Raw genomic sequence first — 17,438 nt, 5'->3', positions numbered from 1 at the left:
ACTCTCAAAGGGTTTTGCGCAGGTTCGCAGGCGCGATCTTCAGGGCTTCGCGGTACTTGGCTACCGTGCGGCGGGCGCAGTCGATGCCTTGCTCTTTCAGCATCTCGGAAATTTGGTTGTCCGACAGGGGTTTGGCGGGTTTTTCGGCAGCCACAAATTGTTTGATGAGGGCGCGCACGGCTGTGCTGGACGCGGCGCTGCCGCTGTCGGTGCCCAGGCCCGAGCCAAAGAAGTACTTCAGCTCAAAGGTGCCTTGCGGCGTGGACATGTATTTGGCGGTGGTCACGCGGCTGATGGTGGACTCGTGCATGCCCAGCTCGTCGGCGATCTCGCGCAGCACCAGAGGGCGCATGGCCAGCTCGCCGTGCGTGAGGAAGTTTTTCTGCCGCTCCACGATGGCGGTGGACACGCGCAAGATGGTGTCAAAGCGCTGCTGGATGTTCTTGATGAACCAGCGCGCTTCTTGCAGGCGCTGCTGCAGGCCCGCATGGTTGTCGCCCTTGCCGCCGCGCATGGCGTTGGCATAAATGTCGTGCACGCGCAGCTTGGGCATCACGTCGGGGTTGAGCTGGATGCGGAATTTGGGCGTGGCCGACTTGCTGGTGTTGATGACCAGCACGTCGGGGATGATGATGTTTTGCTCGGCCTGCACAAAGGGGCGGCCGGGTTTGGGTTCGAGCCGTGCGATGAAGGGGATGGCGGCCTTGACCAAGGCTTCGCTCAGTCCACAGGCCAGCGCCAAACGCTTGTAGTCGCGTTTGGCCAACATCTCCAGCGGCTGGGTGCAAATGGCCAGCGCGGCTTGGGCCACTTCATCTTGAGGGTCATCCTGCAGCCAGGCTTTGACCTGGATGCGCAGGCACTCGGCCAAGTCGCGTGCGCCCACGCCCACGGGCTCAAGCGATTGCAGCAAACCCAGCGCCACGGTGAAGCGGTGCACCAACTCGTCGATTTGCTCGTAGTCGTCGCTGCCCGCGAGACTCGCGGCCAGCTCGGGCAGGGTGTCGGTCAGGTAACCATCGTCATTGAGCGACTCGATCAAAAAGCGAAGTGCGGCGCGGTCCACTTCGGACAAGCGCAGCGACAGCGCCTGGCGGTGCAAAAAGTCGGTCAGAGACCCGCTGCTGCGGGCCAGGTCGATGGCGTCTGCGGTCTCCTCGCCGTTGTTTTGGCGTGGGGTGGCATCGCCGCCCCATTCGCTGTCATCGGGGCGCATGTCCACGCTGCCGTCGCCATCCCAGCTTTCGGCCACATCGGTCACGGCTTCGTCGCGGGTTTCGCTGGCGCTGTCGTCGCTGCTGCTGGACGTGCTGGCGCTTTCGCTGACCCGGTCGCCCAAACTCATAGGGGTGTCGGTTTGGTCTAAACCAAAGGCTTCGGCTGCGGCTTCTTCTTCGGCGCGTTCCAGAAACGGGTTGTCGTCCAGCATCTGGTCGACTTCTTGCGACAACTCCAGCGTGGATAACTGGAGCAGGCGAATCGATTGTTGCAGCTGGGGCGTGAGCGCCAGGTGCTGGGACATGCGCAGTGACAGACCGGGTTTCATGGCTGTGCTCTCATGTCAAAGATGTGGGTGGTGTTCATCACATCCGGAAGTGTTCGCCCAGGTACACCCGGCGCACATCGGCGTTGGCCACGATCTCGTCGGGCGTGCCTTCGGCCAGAACCCGGCCTTCGCTGATGATGTAGGCGTGATCGCAAATGCCCAGCGTCTCGCGCACGTTGTGGTCGGTGATCAGCACACCGATGCCGCGCTGCTTGAGGAAGGCGATGATGCGCTGGATCTCGATCACAGCGATGGGGTCGATGCCGGCAAAGGGCTCGTCCAGCAAAATGAAACGTGGGTCGGTGGCCAAGGCACGGGCAATCTCGACGCGGCGGCGTTCACCGCCCGACAGTGCCACTGCAGGTGAGTCGCGCAGGTGGTCCACCCGCAAATCGGCCAGCAGTTCGCTCAGGCGTTTTTCCACTTCAGATCGGCTCAGGGCGCGGCCTTGTGCGTCGGTCTGCAATTCCAAAATGGCGCGCACGTTGTCGGCCACCGAGAGCTTGCGAAAGATGGACGCCTCTTGCGGCAGGTAAGACAAGCCCATGCGCGAGCGCTTGTGGATGGGCATGCGGGTGACGTCTTCGCCGTCGATCAGGATCTGCCCACCATCGGCGCGCACCAGGCCCACGATCATGTAAAACGAGGTGGTTTTGCCCGCGCCGTTGGGGCCGAGCAAGCCCACAACTTCACCCTTGTCCACCTGCACCGACACGTCGAGCACCACCTTGCGGCTGCCGTAGGCTTTTTTCAGGTGCCGCGCTTGCAGGCGGCTGTCGGTGGCAGCGGCTGTGCTCATGGCTTTTGGCTGGGCTTGAGGCCGGGGCTGGTGCGCAAGGCGGGAGCGCTGGCTGAGTTGGCTGCTGGCGCTGGCGTCGTGTTGCGGGGCGTGAGGATGGCGCGCACGCGTTGGCCCGATTCGTTGGTGGCCTGGCCGTCCACGGTCATGACTTCGCTGGTGTTGTTGAACACGATGGTGTGCCCGTTCAGTTGGTCTGCCACCTGGTTGCCTCGCAAGATGCGCACTTCGGCGCGTTGGCTCAGTGTGATGATGTCTGTCTGGTTGTCGTACGTGACCTGTTCGGCCTCGCCTTCGGTGAATTCGTTCACGCCTTCACGCTTTTGCCTGAAAAAAACCCGATCGGACGGGGCCGCCCAGAGCCGGGCCACTTGACGGCCTTGCGCGTCTTGCTGAACCTCCATGCGGGCAGCACGCAAGAACAGGGTGCCTTTGGTCGCTTGCACCTTGCCGGTGAACTGGGTCAGCTGTCGCGCTTCGTCGTGGCGCATGCTGTCGGCTTCGATTTGCATGGGCTGGTCGCGGTCTGCTTTTTCGGCCTGACTGGGCAGGGCCAGCAAGTTGGCGCAAACGGCCAATAGGCACCCAAGGGTCAAGCGAAGGAAGGATTTGGTTTTATGGGGCATGAATCTTGCTGTGAATCCGTTCCATTGTAGGTGCAAGCGTCACGCCTGGCGCCCGCAGCGCGGCAAAAAAGCAAAGGGTGATCACAAAAAAGCCCGCACGGGTCAGCGGCGGGCTTCAGGGATGCTTCAAGCAACAGGGGCCTGCGGGGTACGCAATGCCCCGTGGCTCAGCGGCCCTGGCGGGTCTGAGTGATCAGTGCATCTGCCACTTGCAAGGCACGAGGCATGCTGCCAGCGAGGGTGCCGTCAATGTAGTAACGGCCTGCCACGCCCAGCGAGGGCACGCCTTCGATCTTGAAGTCGTTTTGCAGCTGTACGGCACGTTTGGCCTTGGTCGCCACGCCAAAGGACTTGTAGGTTTGCTCAAATTTGGCTTTGTCGATGCCTTGCTTTGCAGCCCAGGCCAGCACAGCCGCGTCGGTATTGAGCATTTGTTTTTCGCCATGGATGGCGGTGAACACGCGGTTGTGCATCTTCTCCACCAAGTTCATGGCTTCGAGTGTGAAGTACAGGCGCTGCTGCGGCACGAAGTCGTCCCGGAAGGCCACAGGGACGCGGCGGATCACCACATCTTTGGCCGCATTTTTGGCCCACTGCTCGAACGCTGGTTCAAATTGATTGCAGTGGGGGCAGCTGTACCAGAAGAACTCCAGCACCTCGATCTTGCCGTTGCCCGCTTCGGTGGCCACGGGGCGGTCCAGGGTGATGTAGTCCTTGCCCGAGCGGAAAGCTTGTTGTGCCCAAGAAGATGCAGCGCCCAGCAAGGCGGTTGCAGACAGCATGGCGGTAGAGAAAAGGCGTCGTTTCATGAAAGCTCCTTAGACGGTGCACCCCGGAGGATGCGGAGGGTGTGGTCAGCGTTGCATGCGAACCAGGGTGTTCTCGATGCCGTTGCTCTCGAGCTGTGCGCGCAGGCGTTCGGCAGCGTTCTTGTCGCTGAAAGGCCCCAAGCGTACGCGGTATACGACTCGCCCGGCTTGATCGCGCTCAGAAACCTTGGCGTCCAGGCCTAATAAGGCCAGCTTGGCTTTTTGGGCGTCGGCATCGGCGCTGGTGCGGTAAGCGCCGGCCTGCACCACATAGTCAAAAGGGTCGTTGGCATCGGCGGGCGCCGCAGGCGAAGCGGAAGTGCTCAGCCCCGATTTGGCCTTGGCCAAATCGCCCAAGGGGTCGGCCGTTACAGCGGGGCGGTGCGGTGTGACTGCATTGTCCGTGGCCTGGGGCGTGGTCACTGCCGCACTGGCATCCGGCGCCACAGGCGGCTCAGCCGGTGCTTTGGGTTGCAGCACGCTGTTGGGGTTCCAGCCTTTGTTTTTTTCGCTTTCCTGCACGTCTTGTGCGTTGGTGCGGGGCTGGTTTTTGTTGGAGAAGGGTGTGGGCACCTTGGTCACGTAAACGGCCACGGCCAAGGCCACGCCCAATCCCAGCACCAAGCCGATGATGAAGCCCAGAAAAGTACCGCCGCGTTGGCTGTGGAGTTGCATGACCCGTCCCTTTACATTTTTTGTGGGGCCGACACGCCCAGCACCTTCAGCCCGTTACGCAGCACCTGCGCGGTGGCCGCGACCAAAGCCAGGCGTGCTTTTTTGACCGCTTCGTCATCGACCAAAATGCGTTCGGCATCGTAGTAGCTGTGGTACAGCGAGGCCAGGTCGCGCAAGTAAAACGTCACGTCGTGCGGCGCAAAGTCGTTGGCGGCTGACGTCAGCATTTCGGGATACTTGGCCAGGGCCAGCATGAGCGCGTGGGCCTGCGGGCTTTGCAGCGGTGACAGGCCGGCGTGTGTCAGGCTGGCGGTGTCACCGCCGTCTTTTTCTTTCCAAGCCGCCAGAACCGAGCAGATGCGGGCATGGGCATATTGCACGTAGTACACCGGGTTGTCGTTGTTCTGGGCCAGCGCCAAGTCGATGTCAAAGATGTATTCGGTGTCGGGCTTGCGCGAGAGCAAGAAGAAACGCACCGCGTCTTTGCTGGTCCACTCGATCAGGTCGCGCAGCGTGACGTAGCTGCCAGCACGCTTGGAGATTTTGACCTCTTCACCGCCACGCATCACGCGCACCATGGTGTGCAGCACGTAGTCGGGGTAGCCCTCGGGGATGCCCACATTGGCCGCTTGCAATCCCGCACGCACGCGGGCAATCGTGCCGTGGTGGTCGGTGCCCTGGATGTTCACCACGCGCGAAAAGCCGCGCTCCCATTTGGCGATGTGGTAGGCCACATCGGGCACAAAGTAGGTGTATGTGCCGTCACCTTTGCGCATGACGCGGTCTTTGTCGTCGCCGTAGTCGGTGGATTTGAGCCACAGGGCGCCGTCTTGCTCGTAGGTCTTGCCCGCGTCCTTGAGCTTTTGCACGGCCGCATCGACCTTGCCGCTGGTGTAGAGGCTCGACTCCAGGTAGTAATTGTCAAACCGCACGTCAAAGGCTTTGAGGTCCAAGTCTTGCTCGCGGCGCAAGTAGGCCACGGCAAACTCGCGCATGCCGTCCACATCGTTCACATCGCCACTGGCGGTGCAGCTGCGGTCGTCGGACTGCACGGTTTTGCCCGCCAGAAAATCGGTGGCGATGTCCTGGATGTAGTCGCCGTTGTAGAAAGCCTTGCTTTCGGGGTTGTCCGGGTCGGTGGGCCAAGTGGCATCGCCGGGTTGGATACCTTGGGCCCGCATGTGCGTGCTCTTGGCCAAGGTGCCGATCTGCACGCCAGCGTCGTTGTAATAGAACTCGCGGTAGACCTGCTGGCCTTGTGTGGCGAGGAGGTTGCAAATGGCGTCGCCCAAAGCCGCTTGGCGGCCGTGACCCACATGCAAGGGGCCAGTGGGGTTGGCCGAGACGAACTCAACCAGCACTTTGTTGGGCTGGGCGGGCTGCTCGCCAAAGCATTCGGCCGCTTGCAGCACTTCGTGCACCACGGCCTGTTTGGCTGCGTCTTTCAAGCGGATGTTGATGAAGCCGGGCCCGGCGATCTCGATGGCGTCGACCCAGCGCTCAAAAGCGGGCGTGGCCAGCAAGGCGCTGCGCAAGGTTTCGGACAGCTGCCGAGGGTTTTGCTTGAGGGCTTTGGCCAGCTGCATCGCGGCGGTGCAGGCCAAGTCGCCATGGGCGGCCACTTTGGGGGATTCGAAGGCCGCACGCGCACCCGCGCCGGTTTGGAGTTTTTCAAGCTCAGCGGCCAGGGCCGCGAGCAAATGTTGTTTGGCAGAAAGCATAGGGCGCAATTTTACGGCTTGGACCCGAGGACGCTGGGTGCCAGTGCCGGTCGCCATGGCTTTCGGGTTCAGTGGTGGGCCGTTTGCCAATAACCGGGCTGCGCGTAGTGGTGTTTGAGGTGGTCGATCCACAGCCGCACCCGCAGTGGCAAATGCTTGCGCTGAGGGAAAACCACAAAAATCCCGTTGGGCGGCGCTGCAAAGTCTTCCAAGACAGCCACCAATTGACCCGAGCGGATTTCGCCCTCCACCTCCCAGGTGCTGCGCCAGGCGATGCCGTATCCGGCCAGGCACCACTCGTGCAGCACCTGTCCGTCCGAGCAGTCGAGCGGCCCGCCCGGGCGCAGGTGCATCACATCCTGGCCGCCGTCGGCCAGATTGCGAAAAGCCCAGCCCCGGGTCTGCGAGGCGTCGCTCGACAAAGTCAGGCAATCGTGCTGCAGCAAATCGGAAGGCTGCACAGGTGTGCCGCGCCGCGCCAAATAGGCCGGGGTGGCCACGCACAGGCGACGGTTGTCGGCCATGCGTACGCTCACCAGTGAGCTGTCGGGCAGGTCGCCCACACGCACCGCGCAGTCAAAGCCTTCGGCGGCCAGGTCCACCACCCGGTCGCTCAAATTGAGCGAAATTGACACATCGGGATGCAGTTCGCGAAAGCGTGGCACCAGCGGAGCAACATGGCGGCGGCCAAACCCGGCCGGGGCGGTGATGCGCAAATGACCGCTGGCCTTCACGCCGCCCGCTGACACACTGGCTTCTGCATTGGCCACATCAGAGAGCAAGCGCTGACAATCTTCCAGAAAAGCACTGCCTTCATGGGTCAGGGTGATGCGCCGTGTGGTGCGCACCAGCAGCTTCACGCCCAGGCTTTCTTCCAGTGCATCGAGCCTGCGGCCGATGATGGCCGGGGCCACGCCCTCCGCCCGTGCCGCAGCGGTCAGGCTGCCTTTGGTGGCAACCGAGACAAAGGTTTCGAAGGCTTTGAGCTTGTCCATGCGACCCGATTATGAGGGTGCAAGTTTGCAATCGGGCTGGAGGAGGGGGTGCAGGGTCGTGTTTTTGTCGGCAATCAGCAGGTCGTTTGCCGATGCGCAGGCTACGGTGGATTCAGTGGACCACGACAGGTTGCTGGGCCAGGCCCGTGTAGCCTTCGAGCGTGTCTTCGACTTCTTCCTGCGTGGGCGTGTGCTGCTGCCAGGCCTGAATTTGCTGCTGGAACATCTCGGCCCAAGAGCCGTCCAGGTAAACCTCTTTGCCAGAGCGTTTGTCCACGATTTCGAAACCATGACGCTCCAACTGGGGTGGGCTGCTGGCGGCCGATGCTTCGATCGGCGCATTGGCCAGCATGTGCATCACGGCAAAGGTTTCAGATTCGTACAACAGGTTCATGCGTTCATTCTCCCTCAACTTGTGGCCTGCAAGTGGGTTCACATGTAACAACTTCAAGTGGGTGTGGTTTTTGTCGGTTTTTCACCTGGGGGCCGAATCATTGGGCGGGCGACAAATCGGTCAAGGCTTCACGCCCCGTCAGTTGCAGGTCGATGAAGCTACCGCTGACTTGTGTGATCCGGATGCGTGCGGGCAGCCAGTCGTGCGCGGCCGAGACCCAGAACTCGACCTGTGCATCGAAACGGTTGCGCGGCTGACACACCCATTTGACCGTTTGAAGGCTTTGGCCACCCACTTGCAAAGTTTCCAGTTTGTCCAGCGTCAAGAGCCAGGGCAAAGCGTCACGCACGGTCGCCGTCTGGATTTGCAAGCGTGTGCCGGGCGGCATCTGCTGGCCTGACTGGGCCATGGCGGCGGCCAGCTGGACGTACAGGCTGACCTGGTCTTGCGCGCCGGGCTGCAGAGGCACCGTGGGTGCGTTGTTGCTGAACACAATGCGCTGGTTCGGTCGGTCAAAGTGGGCGGCTCGTTCGCTGCGCCAGCTGTCTGAAAAGCGGGTCGGCGCCAGTCCGGTGGTGTTGATCTGGCCCACGCTGCGCCAATGGCGGGAGCCCAGCAAAAAAGCTTTGACCGACAGGCTCATGGCATATGCGTTGTCATTGCGTTGCCAGCGCAGCTCGCCCGACGCTTGGTAGTTGAGGCCCTTTTCTTGGCCACTGAGGCTGTAGCTCAGCAAGACCGAAGGCGGCAGCGAGGCCAAGGCCAGCTCGGGCAAAGCCAAGGTGGCGCTGGCGATGCGCTCGGGCGTGGGCGTGGGCGCGGGCGCGGGCGTGGGCGTGGGCGTGGGCGCGGGCGTGGGCGTGGGCGTGGCAGTTTTGTCGGCGGCGTCGCCGGTGGCGTCGGGCGCTGTGGAGTCGAAGCTCGCCGGCTCTGTTGCAGGGGGCGTTGGTGGGTTGGCCGCTGTCGGGCTGGGCGCGGTGCTGTTGCTGAGCTGGGGTTCGCCGCTGGGCAGCGGCGTGGGGGTGAGCGTTGGGTCCCCGTTTGATGGGGCCGCTGCGTCAGGCGCTGAAACAGAAGGTGCGGTATCTGGTGATGCCTGTGCCGTTGATTCTGTTGGGGTTGTGGGCGCTGGCGCTTTGGCCAAAAGTGTGCCCGAGGTCTGCGGGCCAGGGGCGGCAGCAAGAGGGTTGTCGGTGCTGTGTTCGGCCGGGGGGGCGGTTTCGATGGCGGCAACGGTTGGGGGCTTTTGAGGGGCCGTCACCGTTGTTGGTGTGGTGGGCTTCTGGTTTGTTGCGGGTTTGGGTTTTTCGACCAAGGCGACGCGGGTGCTTGCTGCAGGTGTGGGTTTCAGCTCGCTTGCCATGGGCGCAGCCGCAGGTGATGCGATGGTGCGTGTCTGCATCGGCCCCGTGCGCAGCGTCTGGGACGGGCTCAGCTGCCAGTTCAGTGTGCCCGTCAGACTCAGCAGCACAAGCAAGTGCAGCAACAACACCAGCGCTCCCCAACGCAGCAAGCTGCGCGTCTGAGGCCGACCGGACAGAGATGCCGTGTGTTGCGCAGGAGAGGCCGTGCTCATGGGGTCACAAAGCGTTGGTCAAGTGGAGGGTCTAGGGTGAGGGCAGGCGGGACACCATGAAGGGTCACTTGGGCGGGGTCGCACACGGGCCCATTCAGGCCGGTCGCCAACCCAAGTCTGCCGACAACTGCCCGGCAAATGCGCGCAGCGCCCGGGCTACTGGGCCTTGCCAATCGGCGTCCAAGGTGGCCGACGATCCCAACGACACCACCCCCAAAGCCAGGTGTCCGTCTGCATCGAACACGGGCGCACACAGGCCTGAAATGCCCGGCAGCAGCACATTGACCACACGGCCCAGACCTTGCGCACGGGACTCGCTGATCATGGCTTGCACCTGCGCTGGTGTGGATGGCAAATCGCTGCGGCCCAGTTTGCGGGCCAGGGCCAGCTCGGCTTCGATCATGGGCAAAGCCTTGTCGGCCGCACCACCATGGCTGATGAAGGCGGCAAAACACCGGCCGGTGGCTGAGGATAAAAGCGGCATCACATCGCCCAAACGCAGGCTGACGGGCATGGCCAGCGGCGTCTCCTGCCAGTGCACCAAGGTCGGGCCCCGGTTGCCCCAGACGGCCAGTGCCAGAGTGTGGCCGGTTTGGTCCATCAAAGTTGGCAAGCGCTCACGCGCCAGTTTGACAGCGTCCAGCCTGGACAGCGTGGCCAAGCCCAGCCGCAAAGTGGCCGGGCCCAGTTCATAGCGGGTATTGGCGTCCTGCACCACCAAGTTCAGGCGCTGGAAGCTCACCAGGTAGCGGTGCGCCTTGGCGGCGCTCATGCCGGCGGCACTGGCCAGGTCGCGCAGCATCAAGGGGCCAGGGGCCTGAGCCAGCACGTCCAGCAGGGCAAAACCCACCTCCACAGACTGGATGCCCGCGCGTGCTTTGTCCCCATCCGGGGTCGTGTCCAAGGTGCTTTCGGTGGCCATATGCTCTAGAATCAGGTTTCGTTTAGTTAAACGAGTTTAACAATGCGTAATTTGATGCCCCATTGAATGCATGGCTCGGCCCCGCTGCATGCGGCTTTGAATCACGGGACAAACAGGCAAACATCATGAAATTGGCGACCTACAAAGACGGCTCACGCGACGGACAACTGGTGGTGGTCTCGCGCGACCTGAGCACCGCACATTATGCGACCGGCATCGCCAGCAAACTCCAGCAAGTGCTGGACGACTGGAACTTTCTAGCCCCCCAGTTGGAAGACCTGTACAGCACCCTCAACCAAGGCAAAGCACGGCACGCTTTTCCTTTCGACCCAGAGCGCTGCATGGCCCCGCTGCCCCGCGCCTACCAGTGGGCCGATGGGTCAGCCTACATCAACCATGTGGAGCTGGTCCGTGCGGCGCGCAACTCCGAAGTGCCCAGCAGCTTCTACACCGACCCGCTCATGTACCAAGGCGGCAGCGATGACTTCATTGGCCCTTGCGACCCGGTGGTCTGTGCCAGTGAAGCTTTTGGCATCGACTTCGAGGCCGAAATCGCCGTCATCACCGGCGACGTGCCCATGCAAACCAGCGCCGACGACGCCATCGAGGCCGTGCGCCTCCTCATGCTGGCCAACGATGTGAGCCTGCGCAACCTGATTCCGAACGAGCTGGCCAAAGGCTTTGGTTTCTTCCAGAGCAAACCCGCCACCGCCTTCAGCCCCGTGGCCATCACCCCCGACGAACTGGGCGACGCCTGGCAAGGCGGCCGCGTGCACCTGACGCTGCAGTCCACCTGGAACGGCCGCAAAGTGGGCATGTGCGAAGCTGGCCCCGAGATGACTTTTCATTTCGGCCAACTGATCGCCCACATCTGCAAAACCCGCAATGTGCGTGCTGGCTCCGTTGTGGGCAGCGGCACGGTGAGCAACAAAAGCGAAGAAGTCAACGGTCAAAAAACTTGGCCCAAAGGTTACAGCTGCATCGCCGAAAAACGCGCCATCGAAACCATCCTGGACGGCAAACCCAGCACCGAATTCATGAAGTACGGTGACACGATCCGCATCGAGATGAAGGGCCAAAACGGGGAGAGCTTGTTTGGGGCGATTGAGCAGGAAATCGTGCCATTGGTTCAGCCGTGACGCGTTATTGAAGCAGCGTGAAGCGTAAAAAAGCCATTTACGCTTCACGATTGAAGCGCAAACGGCCCATGGTGAAGATATCGGTTAGCCCAGCTTCTTCATCAACAAGGCATTCACCTGCCCCGGATTGGCCTTGCCCTTGCTGGCTTTCATGATCGGGCCGACCAAGCCGTTCAGGGCCTTGGCGTTGCCGGCCTTGAACTCTTCCACGTTCTTGGGGTTGGCGGCCAGCACCTCGTCGATGATTTTTTCCAGCTCGCCGGTGTCGTTCATCTGCTTGAGGCCTTTGGCTTCGATGAGGGCGTCGACTTCGCCTTCTTGGTTCCACAGACCTTCAAACACCTGACGCGCTGCGTTGTTGCTGATGGTGTTGTCGCTGATGCGGCCAATCAATGCCGCCAGTTGGGTGGCGCTGACGGGCGATTGATCGATGCTCAACTCGCTGGCGTTCAAGCGGCGTGAGACTTCGCCCATGATCCAGTTGCTGGCCAGTTTGGCTTGGCCGCAGGCTTTGGCCGTGGCTTCAAAGTAGGCCGCGACCGCCTTGCTTTGCGTCAGCTGGGTGGCGTCGTATTCGGGCAGTGCGTAGTCTTTGACGAAGCGCTCGGCCATCACACGAGGCAGCTCGGCCATCTCACCTTTGACACGTTCAACCCAGTCACGGTCGATCACCAGGGGCGGCAGATCGGGGTCTGGGAAATAGCGGTAGTCGGCGGCGTCTTCTTTGGTGCGCATGGCACGGGTCTCGCCCGTGTCGGGGTCGAACAGCACGGTGGCTTGCTGGATGGTGTGGCCGTCTTCGATCTGGTCGATTTGCCAGCGCACTTCAAAGTCAATCGCCTGCTGCATGAACTTGAAGCTGTTGAGGTTCTTGATCTCGCGGCGGGTGCCCAAAGGAGCGCCAGGCTTGCGCACCGACACGTTGGCGTCGCAGCGGAAGCTGCCTTCTTGCATGTTGCCGTCGCAAATGCCGATCCAGGTCACGATCTTGTGCAGCTCTTTGGCGTAGGCCACGGCTTCGTCGCTGCTGCGGATGTCGGGTTGGGTCACGATCTCCAGCAGCGGGGTGCCTGCACGGTTCAGGTCAATGCCGCTTTGTCCAATGAAATCTTCGTGCAGCGATTTGCCCGCGTCTTCTTCCAAGTGAGCGCGCTCCAAGCGCACGGTTTTACGCACCGTCTCTTTGCCTTCTTCAAGGAAGAAAGACACCTCACCGCCTTGCACCACCGGGATCTCGAACTGGCTGATCTGGTAGCCCTTGGGCAGGTCGGGGTAGAAGTAGTTTTTGCGCGCAAAGATGCTGCGCTCGGCGATGTGCGCGTTGATGGCCAGCCCGAACTCGATGGCGCGTTCGACGGCACCGATGTTCATCACGGGCAGCGTGCCGGGCAGGGCCATGTCCACCGCACAGGCTTGTGTGTTGGCTTCTGCACCAAAGGCGGTGGGCGCGCGGCTGAAGATTTTGCTGTGGGTCGAGAGTTGGGCGTGTGTTTCAAAGCCGATGACGACTTCGTAGCCTTGTACGAGTTTGCTCATGGTGTGTTTATCCGGTGAATCACAAGTGGCCATTGGCCGTCATTGCGAGGAGCGCATGCGACGCGGCAGTCCATGGATCGCCACGCTTCGCTCGCGATGACGAAGCAGTCATCGATGGGCGGGCGAACGCTGAGAGGGGGCAGGGCATGGCTCAAATGCCTTGCGGCTTGCGCAGGTGGAAATCGGTGGCTTGTTGCAGTCGGTGTGCGGCGTTCAGCAACTGGGCTTCTTTGAAGTAGTTGCCGATCAGCTGCAAGCCCACAGGCATGCCACCTGCGCCAAAGCCTGCGGGCACGCTCATGCCGGGCAGGCCGGCCAGCGAGGCGGGCAAGGTGAAAATGTCGGCCAGGTAGTCGGCCACCGGGTCGTTGGCGTTTTCACCAAACTTCCAGGCCACAGATGGCGCCACGGGGCCAGCGATCACGTCGCATTCCTTGAACGCGTTTTGGAAGTCGTCGGCGATCATGCGGCGGATTTTTTGCGCTTGCAGGTAATAGGCGTCGTAATAGCCGTGCGAGAGCACATAAGCGCCCGTCATGATGCGGCGTTTGACCTCGTTGCCAAAGCCTTCGGCGCGGGTTTTTTTGTACATGTCCACCAAGTCGGTGTAGTCCTTCGCGCGGTGGCCGAACTTCACGCCGTCAAAGCGGCTGAGGTTCGAGCTGGCTTCGGCCGGGGCAATGATGTAGTAGACGGGAATTGACAACTCGGTACGCGGCAGGCTGATGGGCACGAGTTTGGCGCCGAGCTTTTCATATTCGCGCAAAGCGCCATCCACGGCGGCACGCACATCGGCGGCCAGGCCTTCGCCAAAAAACTCTTTGGGAATGCCAATGCGCAGGCCTTCAATCGAGTTGTTCAGCGATGCTGCAAAGTCTTCTGTGGGCATGTCCAGCGACGTCGAGTCGCGGTCCAGGTCAGCGCCGCACATGGCGCTGAGCAGCAAAGCGCAGTCTTCGGCGCTGCGGGCCATGGGGCCAGCTTGGTCCAGGCTGGAGGCGTAGGCGATCATGCCGTAACGGCTGGCGCGGCCATAAGTGGGTTTGATGCCAGTGATGCCGCAAAAGCTGGCCGGCTGGCGGATCGAGCCGCCGGTGTCCGTGCCTGTGGCTGCAGGCGCCAGGCCAGCGGCCACAGCCGCTGCGCTGCCGCCAGAAGACCCGCCGGGCACGCGGGCCGTGTCCCAAGGGTTTTGCACCGGTCCGTAGGCCGAGTTTTCGTTGGCCGAGCCCATGGCGAACTCGTCGCAGTTGAGCTTGCCCAAGCTGACCATGCCCGCCGAGCGCAGGCGCTGCACCACGGTGGCGTCAAAGGGTGAGCGGTAGCCGCTCAGGATTTTGGAGCCGGCGGTGGTGGCGAAATCGCGGGTGACGAACACGTCTTTGTGCGCTACAGGCACGCCTTCCAGTGGGCCGGCGGTGCCGTCCGCCAGTTTGGCGTCCGAGGCGCGGGCTTGGGCCAGCGTGACTTCGCTGTCGATGTCCAGATAGGCGTTGTGCGGGTTGCCGCCCATGCGGGCCAAAAAGCGGGTCGCTACTTCGACGGCGCTGACTTCTTTGGTTTGTAAAAGGCTGGCCAGCGCTTTCACGCTGAGGTTGTGCAGTTCACTCATGGCTTACTCGATGACTTTGGGGACCAGGAACAAGCCGCGCTCAACGGCTGGGGCGCTTTGCTGGTTCAGGTCGCGTTGGTTGGGCTCGCTGCCCACGTCGGGTCGCAGGCGCAGCGTGATGTCCTGAATGGCTGCCACAGGGTGGGCCATGGGGGTGATGCCGGTGGTGTCGACAGCCTGCATGGCTTGCACGATGCCGAAAAAGCCATTGATTTGCGTGAGCATGCGCTCACTTTCTTCGGGCTTGAGTTCCAGACGCGCGAGATTCGCAATCCGGGCAATATCCTGTGGGGTCAACGACATGGTTAAAAAAGGCTTTTGATGGGGTGTATTTCGGTGCATTGGGCAGGCTTTGGCCAGTCCAATGACGGGGGTATCGGGTATTATCCTGTGTTTGCTGAAGGGCTCAGAATGCCCTGCTAAGCACCCATTTCGATACACCTCATTTGACCGCTGTGCCGCCCCCTTGCAGTTTTGTTTGGCTGCCCCGGGTTGGAGCACCAAAGGACTCCCATGTTTTCCTCATTCCGTCGTTATTTTTCCAGTGACCTGGCCATCGACCTGGGCACTGCCAATACCCTGATTTTTGTGCGTGACAAGGGCATCGTGCTCGATGAGCCATCGGTGGTGGCCATTCGCCATGAAGGTGGCCCCCAGGGCAAAAAGACCTTGCAAGCCGTTGGCCATGAAGCCAAGGCCATGCTGGGCAAGGTGCCCGGCAACATCGAAGCCATCCGCCCGATGAAAGACGGCGTGATCGCCGACTTCACTGTGACTGAGCAGATGCTCAAACAGTTCATCCGCATGGTGCACCCCCGCAGCACCTTCCGCCCCAGCCCTCGCATCATCATTTGTGTGCCTTGTGGCTCGACCCAGGTGGAGCGCCGTGCGATTCGCGAATCGGCGCTGGGTGCCGGTGCCTCGGATGTGTACCTGATTGAAGAGCCCATGGCCGCAGCCATCGGTGCGGGCCTCCCCGTGTCGGAGGCATCGGGTTCGATGGTGGTCGACATCGGCGGCGGCACGACCGAAGTCGGCGTGATCTCGCTGGGTGGCATGGTCTACAAAGGCAGTGTGCGCGTGGGTGGCGACAAGTTTGATGAAGCCATCATCAGCTACATCCGCCGCAACTACGGCATGTTGATCGGAGAGCCTACGGCTGAATCGATCAAGAAGAACATTGGCTCGGCCTTCCCCGGCAGCGAAGTCAAGGAGATGGAAGTCAAGGGTCGCAACCTGTCCGAAGGCGTGCCGCGCAGCTTCACCATCAGCTCCAACGAAATCCTCGAAGCCCTGACCGATCCGCTCAACCAGATCGTCTCGGCCGTCAAAACCGCCCTGGAGCACACCCCACCGGAGTTGGGCGCTGACATTGCTGAGCGCGGCATGATGCTCACGGGTGGCGGCGCTTTGTTGCGCGACCTGGACCGCCTTTTGGCTGAAGAGACCGGCTTGCCGGTGCTGGTGGCTGAAGACCCGCTGACCTGCGTGGCGCGTGGGTGCGGTATGGCGCTGGAGCGCATGGACCAGCTGGGCAGCATTTTCACCAGCGAATAAGCCCTTGTCGGGTGCGGCGAGGCCGCATCCTCACCCTTTCATTTCACCACCATCCGGTGCAGTTGAACCATGGCCCTGGATACGCTTGAACGCAGTGCGCCACCGATCTTTCGGCAAGGCCTGTCTGCGACTTCCAAGATGCTGTTGCTGGGGCTTCTGGCCGTGTTGCTGATGGCGGCAGACCACCGGATGCACATCTCTCAGCCGATTCGCTCGGGTGTGGCTTTGGTTCTGTCGCCCTTGCAATGGCTGTCGCTGCAGCCGGTCAATGCTGTCAATGCGCTGGCGCGTTACTTTGGCGATCTTGAAGAAGCTCAGGATGCGGCCTTGACTTTTCAGACCCGCACCATCGGTCAGGCCCAACGTTTGCAGCAGGTGGAGCAGCTCAGCCAGGAAAACGCCCATTTGCGGCAGTTGCTCGATTTGCGCGCCCAAGTGGCGGGCCCGGCCAAAGCTGTTCAGGTGCTCTACGACACTTCCGACCCCTACACCCGCCGCGTGGTGGTGGACAGAGGGCTCCTGGCCGGCATCGCGCAAGGCTCGGCGGTCATTGATACGGCCGGGGTGGTGGGGCAGGTCACCCGTGTTTACCCCTTGGTCAGCGAGGTCACGCTGCTGACCGACAGAGCGCAAAGCATCCCGGTCATGAATGCCCGCACCGGCAGCCGGTATGTGGCCAATGGGGACCCGCAAACTCTCGGTGGCTCACTCGACTTGAAGTTTGTGCCCGCGGGCGCAGACATGCAAAAAGGCGACTTGCTGACCACCAGCGGTATCGATGGGGTGTATCCAGCTGGTTTGCACGTGGGGCGCATTGCCCGCATTGACCGTCGCGTGGACTCGTCGTTTGCCCGGGTGCATGCCGAGCCCATGGCCACGGAGCGGGGACGTCATTTGCTGGTGTTGCTGCCTTTCAAGGATTGGCCAGCACCTCCAGCGCCGGAAGTGGGCAAAGGGGCCAAACCCAAGGGCGCAGCACCCGCGATGCCCGCAACAGGAGGCAAGCCATGATCATGCCCGCAGGGCGGCCCCTGCTCTTGCCGGCCAACCCCCAATTCATCGCGTTGAGCTTCGTGCTAGCCATCTTGCTGCACATGCTATTGGGCTTGCTGGGGTGGTATTGGGTGCCGGATGTGCTGGCGATTGTGATGGTCTTCTGGACTGTGCACCAGCCGCGCCGTGTGGGGTTGGTGCTGGCCTTTTTGCTGGGTTTGGCGCTGGATGTGCACGAGTCGGCATTACTGGGCCAAAACGCGCTGTCTTATGTGGTGCTGTCGTGGCTTGCCACGGTCGCGCAGCGGCGCATGCTGTGGTTTCCTTTGCGCGAACAGGCGTTGCAAATTTTGCCGCTCTTTGTCGTGGCGGCTGTGGTGGAGTGGCTCACCCGCTTGGTGGCGCACGGTGTGTGGCCCGCATGGAGTCAGTTGCCTGCGCCTTTGCTGCAAGCGGCCTTGTGGCCTTTGCTGGGCGCCTTGCTCTTGGCTCCGCAGCGGCGCGCGTTCGATCGCGATGACATCCGGCCGCTTTGAGC

17 protein-coding genes are annotated in these 17,438 nt (G+C 61.9%); 4 read left to right on the top strand and 13 right to left on the bottom strand.

The genetic code is table 11. The features are described 5' to 3' along the window. Positions 1-4 precede the first annotated feature (4 nt). The 10 genes from B9Z50_RS04735 to B9Z50_RS04690 all read right to left on the bottom strand — a co-directional run bounded on the left by B9Z50_RS04735 (position 5) and on the right by B9Z50_RS04690 (position 10,063). On the bottom strand, positions 5-1,546 hold the full coding sequence (locus B9Z50_RS04735) for an RNA polymerase factor sigma-54 (RefSeq protein ID WP_108362434.1): 1,542 nt from the start codon (positions 1,544-1,546) through the stop codon (positions 5-7). Positions 1,547-1,583: 37 nt separating this feature from the next. Further along, positions 1,584-2,345 carry an LPS export ABC transporter ATP-binding protein gene (gene lptB, locus B9Z50_RS04730; protein ID WP_108362433.1) on the bottom strand — a complete coding sequence of 254 codons (762 nt, stop codon included), beginning with the start codon at positions 2,343-2,345 and terminating at the stop codon, positions 1,584-1,586. Next, a complete protein-coding gene (gene lptA, locus B9Z50_RS04725) occupies positions 2,342-2,971 on the bottom strand; it encodes a lipopolysaccharide transport periplasmic protein LptA (protein ID WP_108362432.1) in 630 nt (209 codons plus the stop codon). Before lptA ends, lptB begins: the two co-directional genes overlap by 4 nt. Positions 2,972-3,138: 167 nt before the next feature. Beyond that, entirely contained in the window at positions 3,139-3,780 is a 642-nt protein-coding gene (locus tag B9Z50_RS04720; RefSeq protein ID WP_108362431.1) for a thiol:disulfide interchange protein DsbA/DsbL, read from the bottom strand. Between the two features lie 45 nt (positions 3,781-3,825). Next, positions 3,826-4,455 (bottom strand): SPOR domain-containing protein, encoded by a 630-nt coding sequence (locus tag B9Z50_RS04715; RefSeq protein ID WP_108362430.1) that lies wholly within the window; start codon positions 4,453-4,455, stop codon positions 3,826-3,828. 11 nt (positions 4,456-4,466) lie between these two features. After that, on the bottom strand, positions 4,467-6,176 hold the full coding sequence (gene argS, locus B9Z50_RS04710; protein WP_108362429.1) for an arginine--tRNA ligase: 1,710 nt from the start codon (positions 6,174-6,176) through the stop codon (positions 4,467-4,469). 68 nt (positions 6,177-6,244) lie between these two features. Further along, complete coding sequence (locus tag B9Z50_RS04705) at positions 6,245-7,171, bottom strand: LysR family transcriptional regulator (RefSeq protein ID WP_108362428.1); 927 nt, start codon at positions 7,169-7,171, stop codon at positions 6,245-6,247. Between the two features lie 112 nt (positions 7,172-7,283). Next, on the bottom strand, positions 7,284-7,565 hold the full coding sequence (locus B9Z50_RS04700) for a DUF3567 domain-containing protein (RefSeq protein WP_108362427.1): 282 nt from the start codon (positions 7,563-7,565) through the stop codon (positions 7,284-7,286). A 97-nt stretch (positions 7,566-7,662) separates the two neighbouring features. Further along, on the bottom strand, positions 7,663-9,141 hold the full coding sequence (locus B9Z50_RS04695; RefSeq protein ID WP_233249756.1) for a DUF3108 domain-containing protein: 1,479 nt from the start codon (positions 9,139-9,141) through the stop codon (positions 7,663-7,665). Between the two features lie 94 nt (positions 9,142-9,235). Continuing rightward, positions 9,236-10,063, bottom strand: a complete 828-nt coding sequence (locus B9Z50_RS04690) for an IclR family transcriptional regulator (protein WP_108362426.1) — start codon at positions 10,061-10,063, stop codon at positions 9,236-9,238. A gap of 125 nt (positions 10,064-10,188) precedes the next feature. Here B9Z50_RS04690 and B9Z50_RS04685 point away from each other — a divergent pair, with 125 nt between their 5' ends. Further along, positions 10,189-11,202, top strand: a complete 1,014-nt coding sequence (locus B9Z50_RS04685; protein WP_108362425.1) for a fumarylacetoacetate hydrolase family protein — start codon at positions 10,189-10,191, stop codon at positions 11,200-11,202. 84 nt (positions 11,203-11,286) lie between these two features. On the opposite strand, the gene gatB is transcribed toward B9Z50_RS04685, so the two are convergent. The 3 genes from gatB to gatC form a co-directional block, all read right to left on the bottom strand. Next, positions 11,287-12,738: an Asp-tRNA(Asn)/Glu-tRNA(Gln) amidotransferase subunit GatB gene (gatB, locus tag B9Z50_RS04680; RefSeq protein WP_108362424.1), complete on the bottom strand. Its 1,452-nt coding sequence runs from the start codon at positions 12,736-12,738 to the stop codon at positions 11,287-11,289. Between the two features lie 151 nt (positions 12,739-12,889). Then, positions 12,890-14,350 carry an Asp-tRNA(Asn)/Glu-tRNA(Gln) amidotransferase subunit GatA gene (gene gatA, locus B9Z50_RS04675; RefSeq protein ID WP_108362423.1) on the bottom strand — a complete coding sequence of 487 codons (1,461 nt, stop codon included), beginning with the start codon at positions 14,348-14,350 and terminating at the stop codon, positions 12,890-12,892. A gap of 3 nt (positions 14,351-14,353) precedes the next feature. Next, positions 14,354-14,653: an Asp-tRNA(Asn)/Glu-tRNA(Gln) amidotransferase subunit GatC gene (gatC, locus tag B9Z50_RS04670; RefSeq protein WP_108362422.1), complete on the bottom strand. Its 300-nt coding sequence runs from the start codon at positions 14,651-14,653 to the stop codon at positions 14,354-14,356. 210 nt (positions 14,654-14,863) lie between these two features. Here gatC and B9Z50_RS04665 point away from each other — a divergent pair, with 210 nt between their 5' ends. The 3 genes from B9Z50_RS04665 to mreD all read left to right on the top strand — a co-directional run bounded on the left by B9Z50_RS04665 (position 14,864) and on the right by mreD (position 17,436). Next, on the top strand, positions 14,864-15,907 hold the full coding sequence (locus B9Z50_RS04665) for a rod shape-determining protein (protein WP_108362421.1): 1,044 nt from the start codon (positions 14,864-14,866) through the stop codon (positions 15,905-15,907). Positions 15,908-15,976: 69 nt separating this feature from the next. Beyond that, entirely contained in the window at positions 15,977-16,918 is a 942-nt protein-coding gene (mreC, locus tag B9Z50_RS04660; protein WP_108362420.1) for a rod shape-determining protein MreC, read from the top strand. Next, complete coding sequence (gene mreD, locus B9Z50_RS04655; RefSeq protein ID WP_108362419.1) at positions 16,915-17,436, top strand: rod shape-determining protein MreD; 522 nt, start codon at positions 16,915-16,917, stop codon at positions 17,434-17,436. Before mreC ends, mreD begins: the two co-directional genes overlap by 4 nt. Positions 17,437-17,438: the final 2 nt, after the last annotated feature.

Origin of the sequence: Limnohabitans sp. Bal53 (assembly GCF_003063355.1) — a bacterium.
Classification (GTDB): Bacteria; Pseudomonadota; Gammaproteobacteria; order Burkholderiales; family Burkholderiaceae_C; genus Limnohabitans_A.
This window is presented reverse-complemented; position numbering and strand designations above follow the sequence as displayed.

Bases quoted from the DNA above. Each gene is read 5' to 3' on its own strand.
- B9Z50_RS04695 (WP_233249756.1), bottom strand. From the start codon at position 9,141: ATGAGCACGGCCTCTCCTGCGCAACACACGGCATCTCTGTCCGGTCGG.
- argS (WP_108362429.1), bottom strand. From the start codon at position 6,176: ATGCTTTCTGCCAAACAACATTTGCTCGCGGCCCTGGCCGCTGAGCTT.
- gatC (WP_108362422.1), bottom strand. From the start codon at position 14,653: ATGTCGTTGACCCCACAGGATATTGCCCGGATTGCGAATCTCGCGCGT.
- B9Z50_RS04735 (WP_108362434.1), bottom strand. From the start codon at position 1,546: ATGAAACCCGGTCTGTCACTGCGCATGTCCCAGCACCTGGCGCTCACG.
- lptA (WP_108362432.1), bottom strand. From the start codon at position 2,971: ATGCCCCATAAAACCAAATCCTTCCTTCGCTTGACCCTTGGGTGCCTA.
- B9Z50_RS04690 (WP_108362426.1), bottom strand. From the start codon at position 10,063: ATGGCCACCGAAAGCACCTTGGACACGACCCCGGATGGGGACAAAGCA.
- lptB (WP_108362433.1), bottom strand. From the start codon at position 2,345: ATGAGCACAGCCGCTGCCACCGACAGCCGCCTGCAAGCGCGGCACCTG.
- B9Z50_RS04720 (WP_108362431.1), bottom strand. From the start codon at position 3,780: ATGAAACGACGCCTTTTCTCTACCGCCATGCTGTCTGCAACCGCCTTG.
- B9Z50_RS04665 (WP_108362421.1), top strand. From the start codon at position 14,864: ATGTTTTCCTCATTCCGTCGTTATTTTTCCAGTGACCTGGCCATCGAC.
- mreC (WP_108362420.1), top strand. From the start codon at position 15,977: ATGGCCCTGGATACGCTTGAACGCAGTGCGCCACCGATCTTTCGGCAA.
- B9Z50_RS04705 (WP_108362428.1), bottom strand. From the start codon at position 7,171: ATGGACAAGCTCAAAGCCTTCGAAACCTTTGTCTCGGTTGCCACCAAA.
- B9Z50_RS04700 (WP_108362427.1), bottom strand. From the start codon at position 7,565: ATGAACCTGTTGTACGAATCTGAAACCTTTGCCGTGATGCACATGCTG.
- B9Z50_RS04685 (WP_108362425.1), top strand. From the start codon at position 10,189: ATGAAATTGGCGACCTACAAAGACGGCTCACGCGACGGACAACTGGTG.
- B9Z50_RS04715 (WP_108362430.1), bottom strand. From the start codon at position 4,455: ATGCAACTCCACAGCCAACGCGGCGGTACTTTTCTGGGCTTCATCATC.
- gatB (WP_108362424.1), bottom strand. From the start codon at position 12,738: ATGAGCAAACTCGTACAAGGCTACGAAGTCGTCATCGGCTTTGAAACA.
- gatA (WP_108362423.1), bottom strand. From the start codon at position 14,350: ATGAGTGAACTGCACAACCTCAGCGTGAAAGCGCTGGCCAGCCTTTTA.
- mreD (WP_108362419.1), top strand. From the start codon at position 16,915: ATGATCATGCCCGCAGGGCGGCCCCTGCTCTTGCCGGCCAACCCCCAA.